This is a genomic window from Leptolyngbya sp. FACHB-321 (assembly GCF_014695975.1).
Taxonomy (GTDB): domain Bacteria; phylum Cyanobacteriota; class Cyanobacteriia; order Leptolyngbyales; family Leptolyngbyaceae; genus Stenomitos.
In genome coordinates this window covers 1-15,948 of sequence record NZ_JACJPI010000060.1, presented here as the reverse complement: position 1 = coordinate 15,948, position 15,948 = coordinate 1, and the positions used below count along the sequence as shown (strand labels likewise).

Here is a 15,948-nt window from a genome sequence, read left to right as displayed (position 1 = left end):
AAGGCTGTCTGCCTAAAATACCCAGACAAAGCTGCCACACACGCTGCACTTAATGACAACGCAAGCAACGGCAAACAGTGACAGGTTGGCGATAGCTCTGTTTGTTCTAAAGTGCCCTTTGATCAGCACGGCTAACCAGGCGATCGCCTTTCCCTTCCAAACTTACTCTCGACTGGCACAAGTTCTCAAAGCTTTACACGTCAGCCATTACGCCGTCCCACTCCCTAAAACCATTGCCTCATCAAGGTTTTAGTGCTGTGTTCCTTCATGGTCAGGAACGGTGTTATCCCCTTCATACAGTTTTTAGCAAGCTGAGCCAGATGGCAGCACCTCACAAGACCAGGTTTTGGTGTTTGAAGCAGCCTAAGTGTGAATGCTGCCATCTGGCATAATCATCCCCGTAAGGATGGCACCCGTGAATTTGACCATGATGCGCTCAGCAAAGCCAACTTTGGCTCCTCGAAGGTCAGCGCCGCTTAAATCAGCGCCACTTAAGTCAGCCCCAATTAAATTGGCACCCTGAAGATTGGCATGGCGGAGATCAGCTTGCAGCAAATTGGCACGAAATAAATTGGCACTCGCTAAGTTGGCATTGGAAAGATTAACTTTATGCAAAAAAGCATCGCTGAGATTCGCGTGGCTTAGATTGGCTTGACTCAAATTACGACCGGAGAAATCTTTCTCTCGCAAATCGGCTCCTTGCCAATCAGTACCGCTTAAATCGGTTGTAGCCCGACGGCTTGCTGAGGCAGGTCGAGGCGACGGCTGCTGCCAAGACGCAAAATTGGAGGGCTGTTTAGCAGACGATCGCGGTGGAGCGGCTTGAGAAGATTGAGTTTGCGATGGCTCTGGACGTGGTGGCTGGTGATAGTAAGCACGAGCCTGTCTCCGATCAGCATAGCTTCGGTCTGCTTTTCTGTCGGCATCGCGGTCAGTCTGCGCTTGGCGGTGAAGCGGGCGCGAACGCAACTGATCCCGTGCCTGGTTAAGTGCTTTGAGCTTTTCTTGCGCTTCCGCTTGTAGCGTTAGATCGTCTTTAGGCAGGCGATCAGGATGCCACTGAAACGCCAACTGGCGATAAGCCTGATTGACTGCCTCAAGGGACGCTCCAGGTTTTAGTCCTAGCACTCGATAGTAACGATCAAAGTCACTCATGCGATCGAGACAAGTGGGGTTCTTCCTTATGCTACAAGGCAGTGGTCAAGAATGGGGGGAAAGGAATCGTCGTACAGCAAAAGGGGTTATAGGTTACTTATTAAGAGGCAACACCACAAGTCTATATTTGTCTTTCTAGAGTTTACTCATGCTTATTAGCTTCTATTCTTTATTTGAGAAATTATTCAAACAAAATCACTGGCTATGTTTTAAGAAGTACGCTAGGGAATAGTTGTACTTCCCAGCTTAATCTGCTGAAGAGCATTAATGCGGCTGCAAGAACCATTACCTCCAGCATCACAGCCTCGCCTTAGAGTGCCGCTTCGTGCTGTCCTGATTATCCCCTTTATTCTGCAAATTTCGATTGCAGTTGGATTAACCGCTTTCTTCTCGTTACGCAATGGTCAGAAGGCAGTCAATGATGTTGCATCACAGTTACGCAATGAAGTAACAGCACGGATCTCTCAACACCTGGCAGATTATGTCGCAAAGCCCCAACTTGTGACCCAAATCAATGCAAATGCCGCTCAATTTGGCACGTTAGATTTGCAGAATGCAGCGAGCCTGGAACGACATTTCTGGCAGCAAATGCACATTTTTAACGCCACACAACCGATCGCCTTTGGCAGTGAACAAGGAACCATCCACTCGATCGATCGTATGCGTGATGGCTCGCTGGTCATTCGGGTGATTGATGCATCTACGAATGGCAAATATCATACCTATAGTATCGACCAACAGGGCAACCGCGATCGCCTGCTTAAGGTCAACACTACCTTTGATCCACGTACCCGCCCCTGGTATGTCGAGGCTGTTCAAGCCAAACAGCCAACATGGACTAACGTTTATCCCTACTTCTCATCGTTGGGGTTGGCAATCAGTGCGACCCGACCTGTTTATAACGAAAGGGGGCAGCTGTTAGGAGTGACCAATGCCACCCTGTCTCTAGTAGAGTTGGGCAACTTTCTCAGCAACTTGAAGATTGGACGTTCGGGGCAAACCTTCATTGTGGATCGATCGGGTAACCTGATCGCGAGTTCTACCTCTGAGCAACCGTTTCGCTCACGACGGGCGGGTGGAGAGGAAAAGAGGGAACGGATACCAGCGATCGCCAGTCGAGATCCAGTCACCCGACAAACTGCCCAATACCTTGAACATTATTTCGGCAACTTCAGTAATATCAGGGCTAGTCAGCAACTTGCCTACACTATTAACCAGCAACAATACTTGATTCAGGTCGCTCCATTTAGCGATCGCTATGGATTAGATTGGCTGATTGTGGTAGGCGTTCCAGAAGCCGACTTTATGGAACACATTGAGGCGAATACCCGAACTACAATTTTGCTATGTTTGATGGCATTAGTGGTCTCCACCTTGATGGGTATCCTCACATCCCAATGTATTGCCCGTCCCATTGCCCGTGTGATTGCAGCAGCTCAAGAAATTTCACATGGCAAGTTAAATCAAACCATCACGGCTAGAAACATTGAGGAATTAGATAGCCTCACTCAAGCCTTTAACCAGATGTCCATGCAGTTGCAAGCCTCGTTTGCCGCTTTGGAAACTGCCAATGAGGAACTTGAAGTGCGGGTCGAACAGCGAACGGCAGAGTTACAGGAGCGATCGCTACAACTGAAGCAAGCATTTGATTTTGAGGCAACGCTCAAACGCATTACTGATCGTGTGCGTGACACCCTGGACGAGTCGCAAATTTTGCAAACTGTTATGCAGGAATTAACCGCCGTACTTAGGGTGGAATGTTGCTCAACAGCTATTTATGACCTGGAGCAAAATGTTTTAAACATCACTTACGAATATGCGAAACCCACTTGGGCTGCTAGTCGAGGGCAGCGGATCTCGCTAGATACTGATCCTTTTGGCATCCATCAATCCCTTATGCGAGGACAGGATCTCCAATTGTGTCAGTTGTTTCCCAATTTTGGTCGCTCCCGCGCCAGCATCCTCGCCTGCCCTATTTTTGACGAACAAAGCATTTTGGCAGATATTTGGTTATTCCAGCAATCCGATCATATTTATAGCGATCTGGAAATTCGCTTGGTGCAACAGGTCACAAATCAATGTGCGATCGCCATGCGTCAGGCAAGACTGTACCAGGCAGCCCAAAGCCAAGTTGAAGAATTGCAGAAATTACATCGTCTTAAAGATGACTTCTTGAGTACGGTGTCTCACGAACTGCGAACCCCCGTTTCTAATATGAAATTAGCTATCTATATGCTGCGATTGGCACCCGATTTGGAGCGGCAACAGAAATATCTCAACATTTTAGAAACAGAGTGTAAACGAGAAGTTGACCTGATTAACGATCTACTCGACCTACAGCGCTTGGAAGCCAGCGCTCAATCAATCACTCTACAACCCATTGATTTACAAGAGTGGCTGCCTCCCATCATCCAATCGTTTCAATCGCGACTGCATGATCGTCAGCAAGCCTTCACGTTAAATCTACCTCCAACAACACACATCCTCCACTCCAGCCCTGACAACTTGGGACGGCTTTTAGCAGAACTACTCAACAATGCTTGCAAATATACTCCGTCTCACGGCGAAATTTGCTTCACGCTTCACCAAGACCTCGATGCCTCTCATGCTGATGAACCTCCTTCGCTGATCACACAATTTGAAGTTCGTAACCAGGCAGAGATTCCCCAAGCAGAAATTTCCCACATTTTTGAGAAGTTTTACCGCATACCCAATTCGGATTTATGGAATCAAGGTGGCACTGGTTTGGGGCTGGCTTTAGTAAAGAAGCTGGTTGAGCAACTGGAGGGCGAAATAACAGTCAACAGCGAAGATGGTTGGACAACCTTTAAAGTAAGCCTCCGAAGTGCCTTGCTGTAATTCTTAATGTTAGCTAAGTAGGAGGGCTAAATTAAGTATTACTGAGAGACCGAGTTTCGACTGCGCTCAACCTGCCGTCACACAAGACTGAGAGCATTTCGACTTCGCTCAATGCGTCTTATAGATTTACGCCCAGCTACTTACAAACTTGTGCCGTAGTGCGATCACAACGCTTACAGGCTAAAGTTTCCTAGGGCAGGCTAACACCTCACCTGCACCTGGTTTGTTCAAGAATTGTATAAAAATCAACAAACTCAATTTTCAGTTGGCTACACTTAATAGTATTCAGCTAGTACTTGCAGGGGTGGTTATTTCCCGAAGACTGTTGACTTGCAATGTGTGAGGCTAGTGTTCCTATTAAAGGAGGCACAAAAAATTAGTAAGGTTTTACTCTGAAAATTTGGCGTTTTGAGGAGCGAAAACTAAATCACATCGGCTATTTGGCTGTAGGAGCGTAACCTTTGGCAAGCCAACTTGAAATTATCCCAGCGAGCTTTGCCGAAGTGCTGTGGTTCTAACAAATTCCAACTGATTTAATTTCTGTTCCTAGAGATTTATCAACCTTCCTTTTCGCGCTTCATCTAGAGGTTGAACTGTTCATTGCCCATACTGATCTAACTTTAATTGGATGTCTAGCTTCTAGAGTAACTGAAGCGAGTCAGGCGTTCGTTTGCTCATTCTCTCCCTACATGAATGTCTCTTTAATCGATCGCTACCCTGGAAGATTTGAGCATCCCCCAGTGCAAGAAACAGCGCAGAGAAGGTTTTTGTCTTAAAGATTGATCTTTCATAGCAAGGGCTTTGTGCCCAGTGCGTTGCGTGGAGGAGTAATTAATCTCCACGAAATTGACATCAATACACTTTAGTACTTTAAAGAAATGTCATGCGTTGAAAGAATTTACGCAGCGCCTCCGCACTCGGGGGCGGTCATTTTGGGTCGAACACTGTCCTCTTTATTGGATGAAGCGTGTAATAACACTCCGAATGAACATGCATTCCATCAATGGACAGAAACAGGCTGGCAACCTTTGGCAAATCAGGCTTTCCGCTCGCTTGCTGAAGCGGTGGCAGTGGGATTGTTAGATTTGGGGCTAGAGAAGGGCGATCGCGTTGCGTTTTTAATGCATAGTGATCTCAATTTTTGCCTGCTTGATATGGCATGTCTTTTAGCAAGTTTAGTTGACGTGCCCATTGATTTAACCCAAACACTGGAACACATTATTTTTGTTCTACAGCACAGTGAAGCGAAAGCACTCATTGTCTCGAATGTGGATCTGCTGACGCAAATTGCGCCCTATCTTGGCAAGACACCTCATTTGCAGACGGTGATTGTGGCTGAAGCACCATCCGGCTGGCTGCCAGCGCAGTTGACTTGTGTGATGTCATCAGTCGGTACAACGACGGACGATCGCGCTTTGGCAAGCGGCAGTGCGATTCCTGAATCTGCTTGTCTAGAAATTCCGTTAGTGTCTCATTCGGTTTATGCTGATCAACCGTTAGCAACGGTGCCCCAGTGTATTCAAGTGCTGGTACTTGAAACTGTCAAACAGCAAGGACAGACTAACGTTTCAGTCGATCGTCTACAACAACTGCGTGCGGCATTAAAGCCCCATGACCTTGCCACCATCATTTATATTCCAGATGAAAGGGGGCAGATGCAGGGCGTAATGCTCAGTCACGAAAACCTTTCTGCTAACGCGATCGCGTCATTTTCAGGCATTGAGAACTTAAAGCGTGGCGAACAGGAAGTTGTGCTTTCATTTTTGCCCCTAAATCATGTGCTTGCCAGAGTCATGCTCTATGGGCACATTCACTATGGTCATTGCATCTATTTCTCAAATCCAAAGCGCGTATTTAAACATCTCAAAGATGTTCGACCCACTGTTTTAGTCACTGTGCCACTCTTTCTGGAGAAGATTTACGACAAGATTTTAGAAAGAAGCTACCGATCGCCACAAATCATAGTGAAGGAGCAAACTTACAGCGAAGGGATTATTAACGACAGAACCACATCGTTACTTTTTCCGCTCCTTGTTTCGCTCAAAGCGTACCTTCGTCTTACTCTATCCTTACTGCAATTGGTACCAGTGCGATGCAATCAGTTGTTACTCCAGGGGGCGCTGAAACTAGCTCAACGCTATGAATTAGGACAGGCACCGACCGGGCTATATGCGCTTTTGTTAAAGGTTGCCGACCGGTTTGTGCTCTCCCAGTGGCGGGCAACCTTTGGCGATCGCCTGAAGTATCTTATCTGTGGCGGGGCGTTCCTTAGCGCGGAGATTGTCAATGCCTTTGCAGCCGCAGGCATGATGATCTTTCAAGGCTATGGTTTGACGCAAACAAGTGCTGTCGTTTGCTGCAATCGTGGGCAGTGGAATCGAGCCGGAACAGTGGGTGTTCCCATTGCTGGAGTGGAAGTGGCGATCGCAGACGATAGTGAGATTTTGGTGCGTAGTCCGTATGTCATGCAGGGCTACTACAAGAATTCTGCTATGACACAGGAAGCCATTGACACTGAAGGCTGGTTCCATACGGGTGACTTGGGCACCTTTACCGATGAAGGAATGCTCAAGCTTACAGGTCTCAAGAAGGCATTGTTCAAGCTTTCAACAGGCAAGTATATTGTGCCACAGCCGATCGAGGAGCGCTTGAAACGATCCTCACTGGTGGCACACGCGGTCGTCGTTGGCTCTGAGCAAAAATTCTGTGCCGTGCTGCTTGTACCGAATCTAGAGGCGTTGCATGTGCAGGCCCTGGAAAACGGTATTGATGGGTCGCTGGAAACATTGTTGCAGCATCCAGCCATTCTGGCACTGTATCGAGCCGTCGTTGATGCTGCTAATTGTCATTTGCCGTATTGGGCTACTGTGAAACGGTTTCGGCTCATCAACGCCACAGTCTCTGTGGAAAATGGGCTGCTCACATCAAACGGAAACATTGATCGGGCGCATGCGATCGCCATGTTCGTCACCGACATAGCTGCCCTCTATCAAGATGATTTGGAACGACGGGTCAACGAGCGCGATACCGCAGCCGTGGCGATCGTTTCTGTTTCCACATCGGATTGTCCTGCCTTTGCCCAATCGTTAAATCCACGATTAACCACCTAACAAAAATGGGTTTTAGAACCATGTTTAAACCGTTCCGAACCGCCGCTGTCCTGGGTGCCGGAGTGATGGGAACCCAAATTGCCGCTCACCTTGCGAATGCGGGCCTTACCGTCCATTTGTTGGATCTTCCTGCTCAAGCGGGTGACAAAAATGCTCTGGTAGAAGCGTCGTTTAAGAAAGCGCTCAAACTTTCACCGCCCATTTTCTTTACTGCCAAGGTTGCCCATCGCGTTATTCTAGGTAACTTTGATGACCACTTCGATCGCTTAGCGACGGTTGATTGGGTCATTGAGGCAGTAGTGGAAAAGCTTGATGTGAAGCAACAGTTGATGGAACGACTGGAAGCAGTAGTCCGCGAGGACACAATCGTGTCCACCAATACGAGTGGTTTGCCGATTCACGCGATCGTTCAGGGGTGCTCAGAATCATTCCGACAACGCTTTTTAGGTACGCATTTTTTCAATCCACCACGCTATCTTAGGTTGCTGGAACTCATTCCCACGGCGGACACTGATCCACAGGTTTTGGAGCGCCTGCGGTGGTTTGGACAGTTGCATCTGGGTAAGGGTGTAGTGGTTGCTAAGGATACGCCCAACTTTATTGGCAACCGGATTGGCACCTATGCCATCATGCTGGGGCTAAAAGCCTGGACTGAGATGGGTTATACGATCGAGGAAATTGATACGCTCACTGGCACACTTGTGGGTCGCCCAAAATCTGCAACCTTCCGTACTGCCGACTTGGTAGGTCTGGATACGTTGTTGTATGTCATCAAAAACCTGTATCTGGCAATTCCCCATGATGAAAGCCGAGAGCTATTCCGTGTTCCCCCTGTGCTGGAAAAATTGGTGACAACCGGAACCCTGGGCGCTAAGTCAGGACAGGGCTTTTACAAAAAACAGTCGGGTGAACTGCTTTCCTTGAATCTTGAAACGCTGGCATATGAACCCGCAAAACCTATGGCTTTGGGCGCGATCGAGGCGTTGAGCAAATTGCCTTTGAAGGAACGCCTTTGTGCCCTGTACCAGGATACTGGTCGTGCCGGAACCCTCTTCCGCCAAATGACCCTGGACTTGTTAAGTTATAGTGCGCGCCGCCTACCTGAAATTGCCGATAGCCCGGTGGAAATCGATCGCGCCATGCGTTGGGGCTTTGGTTGGGAACTAGGTCCCTTTGAGCTATGGGATGCTTTAGGCTTTGAGACGGTGCTAGCTGACATGAAAGCGGCAGATATGAGCGTACCCTCACGGGTAGAAACGATGCATCACAACGGTGCTACAAGCTTTTACTGGCATGAGCATCATGTGTATGAGCCTGGACAACACTATGTGCCGATGGAAATGCCAACGGATGAAATCGATTTGCTTGCCCTCAAAGCGAATCCAACCCATACACTCTGGCAAAACTCAGAAGCGGCGCTATTGGATTTGGGCGATGGTGTGGTTTTGTATGAGTTTCGCTCTAAAGGAAATACGCTCAGCTTAAAGGTAGTTGAAGGCTTAGCCGAAGTCCTAGATCTGCTGGAAACCCAACCTTTCAAAGGGCTGGTGATTGGAAACGATAGCGCTCATTTTTCGGGTGGGGCTAATCTCGCCGAGATCGGCATGATGGCGCAGTCTGGCAACTTCGATGCGATCGCAGATCTCATTGTCCAGTTTCAAGCCATTTTGCAGCGTATCCGCTATGCACCCAAACCGATCGTGGCAGCCATTCAAGGGCGAGCGCTGGGCGGAGGCTGTGAATTGGTGATGGCGTGTCCACACGTGGTTGCAGCCGCAGAAACATACATTGGTTTGGTGGAATTAGGCGTGGGTCTGATTCCGGGTGCCGGTGGCATCATGCGAACGGTTGCGCGTGTGTCTGAACGAACTGCGAGCCTTTCAGCCAGCCAAATTCAGCCATTTTTGCAATCAGCGTTTGAAACGATCGCCACAGCGAAAGTTTCTTCGAGTGCCTATGAAGCACAGGAAATGGGCTATCTGCCGTGCGATACCCGGATTTTAATGAATGGCAATCGCCGTCTCTTTGCAGCGAAAGCCGAAGTGCTTCACCTTGATCGTCTGGGCTATACTCCACCACCCGAACAGACCGCCATCATGGTGCTCGGTCGTCCTGCCAGAGCGGTCTTAGAACACATGGCGTACGTGTTTGAACAAGGTGGGTTTGCCAGTGCTTACGATCGCCACCTCGCCACTGAGTTGGCTTACGTGATGACGGGTGGAGACCTCACAGCTCCTGCGTTGGTTCATGAAGACTACCTGCTGCAACTGGAGCGGGAACACTTCTTGCCCCTTCTCAGCCAGCCCAAAACCCAGGAGCGGATCGCTCATATGTTGAAGACCAAAAAACCATTGCGGAATTAGGAAATGGGGGAGGGGGATAAAGGATGAAGGCTAAAAGCTGACCACTCAACCAACTTAGAACTTCTCATTGCCCTTTCTACCCAACACATATTAGGAGAGCGTCATGAAAGATGCATATATTGTTAGCAGTGTTCGGACGGCGGTTGGTAAAGCCCCGCGTGGGGTACTTCACACTATGCGCCCCGATGATATGGGTGCGATCGCCGTGAAAAGCGCCATCGATCGCGTCAAAGGGCTAGAACCTGACTTGATTGATGACATCGTGATGGGTTGTGCCTTCCCTGAAGCTGAACAGGGTTTCAATCTTGGACGAGTCATTGCCCAACGTGCTGGGCTACCCGACAGCGTTGCTGGAGCAACGGTTAATCGTTTCTGTGCGTCTGGGCTGCAAGCGATCGCCCTAGCAGCACAGGCGATTGAAACAGGGCAGGCGGAAGTGATGGTGGCAGGAGGAGCGGAATCCATGAGCTTGATTCCCATAGGGGGACATGGGATGGCTCCAAACCCAGAGCTGTTGGCAGAAACGCCCCAAGTCTATTGCACGATGGGCATCACCGCGGAGAATGTATCGCAGCAATATCACATTTCTCGTGCCGATCAAGATGCTTTTGCACTGCAATCGCATCAACGTGCACTGGCAGCAATTCAAGCCGGACGCTTTGATGAGGAAGTGATTCCGATCGCGGTAAAGGAAACGCTTTATGTTGATGGCAAACCCCAAACCATTGAAACGGTGCTGCGGGTTGATGAGGGTCCTCGCTCTGATACCAGTCTAGAAGCCCTTGCCAAACTGCCTGCCGTTTTCCACAGCCGAGGCTCCGTGACAGCAGGTAACGCTTCTCAAATGTCGGATGGAGCCGCCGCGACTGTCATGATGAATCGGCGGATGGTGGATGAACTGGGTGCAGAGCCAATGGGGCGACTGCTGGGCTTTGCTGTCGCTGGCGTACCACCCGAAATTATGGGCATTGGTCCTGTAGCCGCTATACCAAAAGTGTTGCAGCAGGTCGGCTTAACGCTTGATGACATTGGGTTGATTGAACTGAACGAAGCCTTTGCGGCACAGAGCCTTGCGGTCATTCGTAAGCTGGGTTTGAACGAAGACATCACCAATGTCAATGGTGGCGCGATCGCTCTGGGGCATCCACTAGGTATGACCGGCGCAAAGCTCACCGCTACGTTACTGCATGAGATGAAGCGACGGGGCATTCGCTATGGACTGGTCACCATGTGTGTGGGCGGTGGCATGGGTGCTGCTGGTGTGTTCGAGAATTTGATGGTTTGACGCAAGGGTGGGTTTGATGACCATGACATCGCTTAAAGGCTCAATTTTTGGTTAAAACCCATCTCTACGCAAAGTTGCCTCTTTGACCATAAATCCGTTATTGATTTGGTGAACGATCATGTCTCTACCATTGGCGATCGCAATTCCAGGTCTGTTTTTCTTGTTGCTCCTGTTGGGGTATGTGGGGGTTCCACTTTGGGTGTGGACGTTGTACGGTGCAGCAACCCTGATGACTTTTCATAGCCCCCTTTGGGGATGGGGTATCTTTGCTGTTTTGGCATTGATGTTAAACGTGCCAATGCTCCGTCGTCGCCTGCTGACGGCACCCATCATGAAGGGCATTCAAACACTCCATCTTCTACCAAACATTTCTGCTACAGAAAAAGCCGCGATCGACGCTGGCACCGTTTGGATTGAAGGTGAATTTTTCTCAGGTGCACCAAACTTTCAGCGGTTACTCCAGGAACCCTACCCTCAAGTAACGCCCGAAATACAGGCATTTCTAGATGGTCCTGTTGAGCAAGTCTGCCGCATGGCAACGGATTGGGACATTCAGCGTCGCAAAGACCTGCCACCAGAGGTCTGGGCTTACCTGCAACAAGAACGCTTCTTTGGCATGATGATTCCCAAAGAGTATGGCGGGTTAGGTTTCTCTAACTTGGCATACAGTGCAGTGATGGTAAAACTAGCGTCACGATCGTTTACCCATACAGCCACCGTTGGCGTGACCAATTCTCTGGGTCCTGCCAAGCTCTTGCTCAGCTACGGCACGCCGCAACAGAAAGCTTACTACCTGCCGCGTTTAGCCAGTGGCGACGAAATTCCGTGCTTTGCCCTTACAGAACCCAACGCTGGCTCCGATGCAGCCAGTATTACATCAAACGGAGTGGTGTTTCGCGGCGACGATGGCAAGCTGTACCTGCGCTTGAATTTCAGCAAACGCTACATTACGCTCGGCGCGATCGCCACTTTAATTGGACTTGCCTTTAAACTGCGCGATCCAGACCATCTCCTGGGTGACACTGAAAACGTTGGCATCACCTGCGCTCTGGTGCCAGCCAAAACCCCCGGTGTTATTTTAGGGAAACGGCACGACCCGATGGGCGTTCCTTTCTACAATTCGCCGATTGAAGGGCGTGATGTGATTATTGCGATCGATCAAATTATTGGTGGTATTGAGCAAGCGGGCCAGGGTTGGAAAATGCTGATGCAGGCACTGGCGGCGGGTCGAGGCATTAGCTTTCCGGCGACCTGTACAGGCGTGGCTAAATTAGTGACGCGAGTGACTGGCGCTCATGCCACCGTACGACGACAATTTGGGCTTTCCATCGGTCGCTTTGAAGGCATTGAAGAACCGCTCGCACGGATTGGTGGGTTGACCTACTTGATGGAAGCGGCTCGTCTTTATACCGTTGGAGCAGTGGATCAGGGAGAAAAACCATCAGTGGTATCGGCGATCGCCAAATATCAGTTCACGGAACTCGCTCGCAAAATCACGAATGATGGCATGGATATTTTGGGTGGGTCGGGTATTTGTCGGGGTCCGCGCAACCTGCTGGCAAATATTTACACCGCCATGCCCATTCCCATCACGGTGGAAGGCTCTAACATTCTCACCCGCACGTTAATGATTTTTGGGCAAGGCTCCATTCGGTGTCATCCCTATGTTTATCAAGAAGTGCAGGCGTTAAACAATGGAGACACGATCGCGTTTGATCAGGCTTTGTGGAACCACATTGGTTTTATGGTACGCAATGGGTTTCGTACCCTGCTGCTCAGCCTCTCGCATGGAGGATTGATTCGTTCTCCGGTTGGAGGCGCAACAGCAAACTACTACCGTAAGCTGGCGTGGGCATCGGCAACATTTGCCTTTCTCACCGATCTCGTTCTGCTGTCCTTTGGTGGCAGTTTAAAGCGGCGCGAAAAGCTGGCTGGACGCTTTGCCGATAGTTTGTCCTGGCTGTATTTGGGCATGGCGACGTTACGTCGTTTTGAGGCAGAGGGTCGCAACCCAGCAGACTTGCCTCTGGTGCATTGGTCGATGCGGTATGCTTTTGCTCAGATCCAGCAAGCCTTTGAAGGCATTTTTGCCAATCTGTCCATTCCTATACTGGGCGGTATCTTCCGAGGATTGGTGATGGCATGGTGGCGGCTCAATCCGATCGGTCTTCCACCCTCCGATGACCTGGGGCATGAACTTGCCCACCTGTTGCAGACTCCGGGAGAAACGCGCGATCGTCTGACGGCAAACATCTACATCCCATCTCATCCTGATGAACCATTAGGACGGTTAGAGCAAGCCTTGCGCCTATCACTGCAAGCCGAAGCAATCCTCAAAACCATCAAAGCAGCCAGTCATACGGGACAGTTGCCTCAAGCGAAACCAGAGACATTGCTGGATGCCGCCTTGAGTGCGGGTGTGATTACCCAAGCGGAGACACAGTTGGTGCGTGAAGCAGAGGCTGCCCGCAATGATGCCATTCAGGTTGATGCCTTTTCGCTAGAGGATTACCAGACGGGTACACAACCCATTCCTGCCACAATGATGCTGGTTTAGTTGTAAGCGGACTGCAACGGGAACGAGCTAGAGTGCTTACTTATCCCGTGCTGACCACGCCCCCGACACCAGCATCACCAGTCCACCTGCAAAAATGGCGATCGCCAAGCCTCCCAACACCATGTCCATGCTATTCAGTGGTTCCATCGGTTCTCTCCGTTGTGCCTTACGTTAACTGTTCTAATCAAATGCGTGAGCGACGTTTTGAGGCTCGTTGGGCGTTGTGCGATCGAGTGGTCTAACCAGTGAGTCACCTGCTTGAGCTTGTCATGAGTCAAAAACGCGTTGCATCCTAATGTAAGGGCGATCGCAAGCGGCACCAAAACGACAACAGGACAGCCAGCCGAACCGTTATGAAGCGAGCTTGTCAAGGCTCTTCACCTGGCTTTACCGCGCGGCATCAAGCGTGCAGCCCAACGATCATTGAGCATTAACGCTAGCCGTGACTGGTCGGCGACACTGTCGCTTCATTGTATTGTTTCAGCAGTACCAGTGGATCTTCGTAGCTGTCTACAGCAGTATTCGGGTCTCGACTGCCCGGCACACTCATAGCCCATCAACCAACCCGGACATCAAAGCGTTTGCATAGTTGTCAGTTTGCTACAAATTACGCTCAGACTTGTTTCTCTGAAAGCGAAACCTATCTTTTCGAGTGTTGTCGCAGTCGGAGAAAACGTTAGGACAGACATAAATCTTGAAACGTCCTTCAAGCAAGGGCTTCTATGCATCCCTCATCCTGTTGCTATAGCGTGCCAAAAGGGAATTGGTATAGCAGCGCTTTAGTATGCAAGGCACATCTTGCTCATGTAGCCCTGATTTCAGTTAATAGACCTCGATGCTTTGTGCAGAAGGTCTCTTGTAGACAAGGTACTTGGTTAGTCCTACAATGCCAAGCAAGACCAAGAAGTAGTTGAGCATGACTTTGACCAACCACCTGCTGAGTGCTTTGCCACCAGCGATCGTGACTGAGTTGGCTCCTGCAATGGAAACAGTCGTGTTGTCAAAAGGCGATCGCCTGCACGAGCCAGGGGACATCATCGCTGCACTCTACTTTCCTTTAGATTGTGTACTGGCGATCACACTGACCATGAGTGATGGTGTTAGCGCCGCTATAGGGATTGTCGGCAGCCGTGAAATGATTGGTCTAAACGCCGTGATGGGGCGTAGCGCAATGACACAAACTGCCTACATGGTGCAGGTCACAGGCAGCGCCATCAAGCTCGAGGCACGGGTCTTACTAGCTGCCTTTGATCGCTATCCTGCCGTGCGTGCGGTGCTGCTGCGTTATACGCAAGCCTTAATTGCGCAAATGGCTCAAAACACTGCCTGTAACAGCCGCCATGCGCTCGAACGGCGCTTAGCTCGCTGGCTCTTGGAAGTGCATGACCGTGTAGCAGGGGATGAAGTCATCCTCACGCAGTCCTTCCTGGCGACCATGTTAGGGGCACCGCGTTCAAGCATCACGCTAGCCGCCCACAGGTTTCAAGAGCGCGGTTTGCTGCGTTACCGTCGTGGGCACATTCACATCTTGCAGGCAACAGGGTTAGAAAGCTCAGCCTGTGAGTGTTTTCAAGCGATCAAGGCGGAATACAATCGCTTGCTTGGCACAAAGCCTGGAGCACTCCCGTAACCTCACTCATGTTGGTAGCCAAAGCTAGTCAGGGAAGCACCTTAAAGCACTTCCCTTGAGCACAAATGTGGCTCAGTTTGAGCGCTTGCAGCACTACCAACCCTAAATGCACCTACGTTACTTCTATATAGCAGTCCTAAATCAGTTGTGATACCAATTTGATTTGTGAATGCGACAGAGGCGAACCCCCTGCCTTCAGCTCCACCTTATCAAGGGGAACTGAGGGGGATCGGTTGGAGGTATGTTCTGTCGTAGGGTCTGTTTAAGTTGGTATGAGATTGAGGGGCTTTGTGAGCAAGGATTCCAGTGGAATCCTTGCTCACAATCCAGATAGGATCGTCATCGTACGAGACCGTACTGAATGCCAGCACCATAACCCTTATGCTGGAGCTTAGTTTGCTAGGACGAAACGCCTTGCCTCTGGCTCCGAGGATAAAGCAAGCAGCTCTGGTCGGCTATCTGTTGCCTTACATCCTTCTCTGCTTGCGATGATTGCTATGTTTGATGCTGCCTCCTTAAGGTCAGGCTTACGCGTGCTGGTCGTTGATGGGCATGCCGATTCTCGAGTCTTACTGACAAACTTATTTGAGCTTTATGGGGTTGAAACAACTACCGCTACCTGCGTCCGTGAGGCGATCGCCAGCCTGCACCAAGCGTTTCCCGACCTCTTGATTAGCGAACTGCTGCTGCCAGGTGAAGATGGCTACGCGCTCATAAGCCAGGTAAAAGACTTGGAAGCAATGTATCAGGTGCAACTGCCAACGATCGCCTTGACCGTCTGCACGACTGAGCATGATCAAATACATGCGCTCACGGCGGGATTTTGTCGGCACTTATAGCGGTGAGCAGGTTAATCAAGTACAGTAGCAGGCATGGGTAAACCAACTGCGTACATCGTCTAAGGTAATCTGCCCTAAGCCTTGTGCAATGGCTTGATGTAAGGTTGCAGCGGTACGAGCTTCAGCCTCTCTAAGGAACTCCTTCAACTT

10 protein-coding genes are annotated in these 15,948 nt (G+C 50.0%); 7 read left to right on the top strand and 3 right to left on the bottom strand.

Annotation, left to right across the window (positions count from 1 at the left end; translation table 11 throughout):
* Window positions 1–363: 363 nt before the first annotated feature.
* Window positions 364–1,155 carry a pentapeptide repeat-containing protein gene (locus tag H6F76_RS14305; protein ID WP_190509155.1) on the bottom strand — a complete coding sequence of 264 codons (792 nt, stop codon included), beginning with the start codon at window positions 1,153–1,155 and terminating at the stop codon, window positions 364–366.
* 267 nt (window positions 1,156–1,422) lie between these two features.
* On the opposite strand from H6F76_RS14305, the gene H6F76_RS14300 reads away from it, so the two are divergent.
* From H6F76_RS14300 to H6F76_RS14280, 5 genes are all read left to right on the top strand, one after another.
* Entirely contained in the window at window positions 1,423–4,014 is a 2,592-nt protein-coding gene (locus tag H6F76_RS14300) for a cache domain-containing protein (RefSeq protein WP_190509153.1), read from the top strand.
* 932 nt (window positions 4,015–4,946) lie between these two features.
* Window positions 4,947–7,124, top strand: a complete 2,178-nt coding sequence (locus tag H6F76_RS14295; RefSeq protein ID WP_190509151.1) for an AMP-binding protein — start codon at window positions 4,947–4,949, stop codon at window positions 7,122–7,124.
* Between the two features lie 20 nt (window positions 7,125–7,144).
* Window positions 7,145–9,487: a 3-hydroxyacyl-CoA dehydrogenase/enoyl-CoA hydratase family protein gene (locus H6F76_RS14290; protein WP_190509149.1), complete on the top strand. Its 2,343-nt coding sequence runs from the start codon at window positions 7,145–7,147 to the stop codon at window positions 9,485–9,487.
* A 103-nt stretch (window positions 9,488–9,590) separates the two neighbouring features.
* The gene (locus H6F76_RS14285; protein ID WP_190509147.1) at window positions 9,591–10,772 is read left to right on the top strand and encodes an acetyl-CoA C-acyltransferase; all 1,182 of its coding nucleotides are present in this window, start codon (window positions 9,591–9,593) and stop codon (window positions 10,770–10,772) included.
* 118 nt (window positions 10,773–10,890) lie between these two features.
* Entirely contained in the window at window positions 10,891–13,329 is a 2,439-nt protein-coding gene (locus tag H6F76_RS14280; RefSeq protein WP_190509145.1) for an acyl-CoA dehydrogenase, read from the top strand.
* A gap of 36 nt (window positions 13,330–13,365) precedes the next feature.
* Here the strand turns inward: H6F76_RS14280 and H6F76_RS31520 are convergent, their stop codons facing one another.
* Both H6F76_RS31520 and H6F76_RS14270 read right to left on the bottom strand, forming a co-directional pair.
* The gene (locus H6F76_RS31520; protein WP_190449369.1) at window positions 13,366–13,476 is read right to left on the bottom strand and encodes an NAD synthetase; all 111 of its coding nucleotides are present in this window, start codon (window positions 13,474–13,476) and stop codon (window positions 13,366–13,368) included.
* Window positions 13,464–13,700: a hypothetical protein gene (locus tag H6F76_RS14270; RefSeq protein WP_190509143.1), complete on the bottom strand. Its 237-nt coding sequence runs from the start codon at window positions 13,698–13,700 to the stop codon at window positions 13,464–13,466. The genes H6F76_RS31520 and H6F76_RS14270 overlap by 13 nt, the downstream gene beginning before the upstream one ends.
* Window positions 13,701–14,245: 545 nt before the next feature.
* Between H6F76_RS14270 and H6F76_RS14265 the strand changes: the two genes are divergently transcribed.
* Both H6F76_RS14265 and H6F76_RS14260 read left to right on the top strand, forming a co-directional pair.
* Window positions 14,246–14,959, top strand: a complete 714-nt coding sequence (locus H6F76_RS14265) for a Crp/Fnr family transcriptional regulator (protein WP_190509141.1) — start codon at window positions 14,246–14,248, stop codon at window positions 14,957–14,959.
* Between the two features lie 488 nt (window positions 14,960–15,447).
* On the top strand, window positions 15,448–15,798 hold the full coding sequence (locus H6F76_RS14260) for a response regulator (protein WP_190509139.1): 351 nt from the start codon (window positions 15,448–15,450) through the stop codon (window positions 15,796–15,798).
* Window positions 15,799–15,948 lie beyond the last annotated feature (150 nt).

Excerpts from the sequence above, each read along its gene's own strand:
- H6F76_RS14305 (WP_190509155.1), bottom strand. The coding sequence starts at position 1,155 with ATGAGTGACTTTGATCGTTACTATCGAGTGCTAGGACTAAAACCTGGA.
- H6F76_RS14300 (WP_190509153.1), top strand. The coding sequence starts at position 1,423 with ATGCGGCTGCAAGAACCATTACCTCCAGCATCACAGCCTCGCCTTAGA.
- H6F76_RS14290 (WP_190509149.1), top strand. The coding sequence starts at position 7,145 with ATGTTTAAACCGTTCCGAACCGCCGCTGTCCTGGGTGCCGGAGTGATG.
- H6F76_RS14285 (WP_190509147.1), top strand. The coding sequence starts at position 9,591 with ATGAAAGATGCATATATTGTTAGCAGTGTTCGGACGGCGGTTGGTAAA.
- H6F76_RS14280 (WP_190509145.1), top strand. The coding sequence starts at position 10,891 with ATGTCTCTACCATTGGCGATCGCAATTCCAGGTCTGTTTTTCTTGTTG.
- H6F76_RS31520 (WP_190449369.1), bottom strand. The coding sequence starts at position 13,476 with ATGGAACCACTGAATAGCATGGACATGGTGTTGGGAGGCTTGGCGATC.
- H6F76_RS14265 (WP_190509141.1), top strand. The coding sequence starts at position 14,246 with ATGACTTTGACCAACCACCTGCTGAGTGCTTTGCCACCAGCGATCGTG.
- H6F76_RS14260 (WP_190509139.1), top strand. The coding sequence starts at position 15,448 with ATGATTGCTATGTTTGATGCTGCCTCCTTAAGGTCAGGCTTACGCGTG.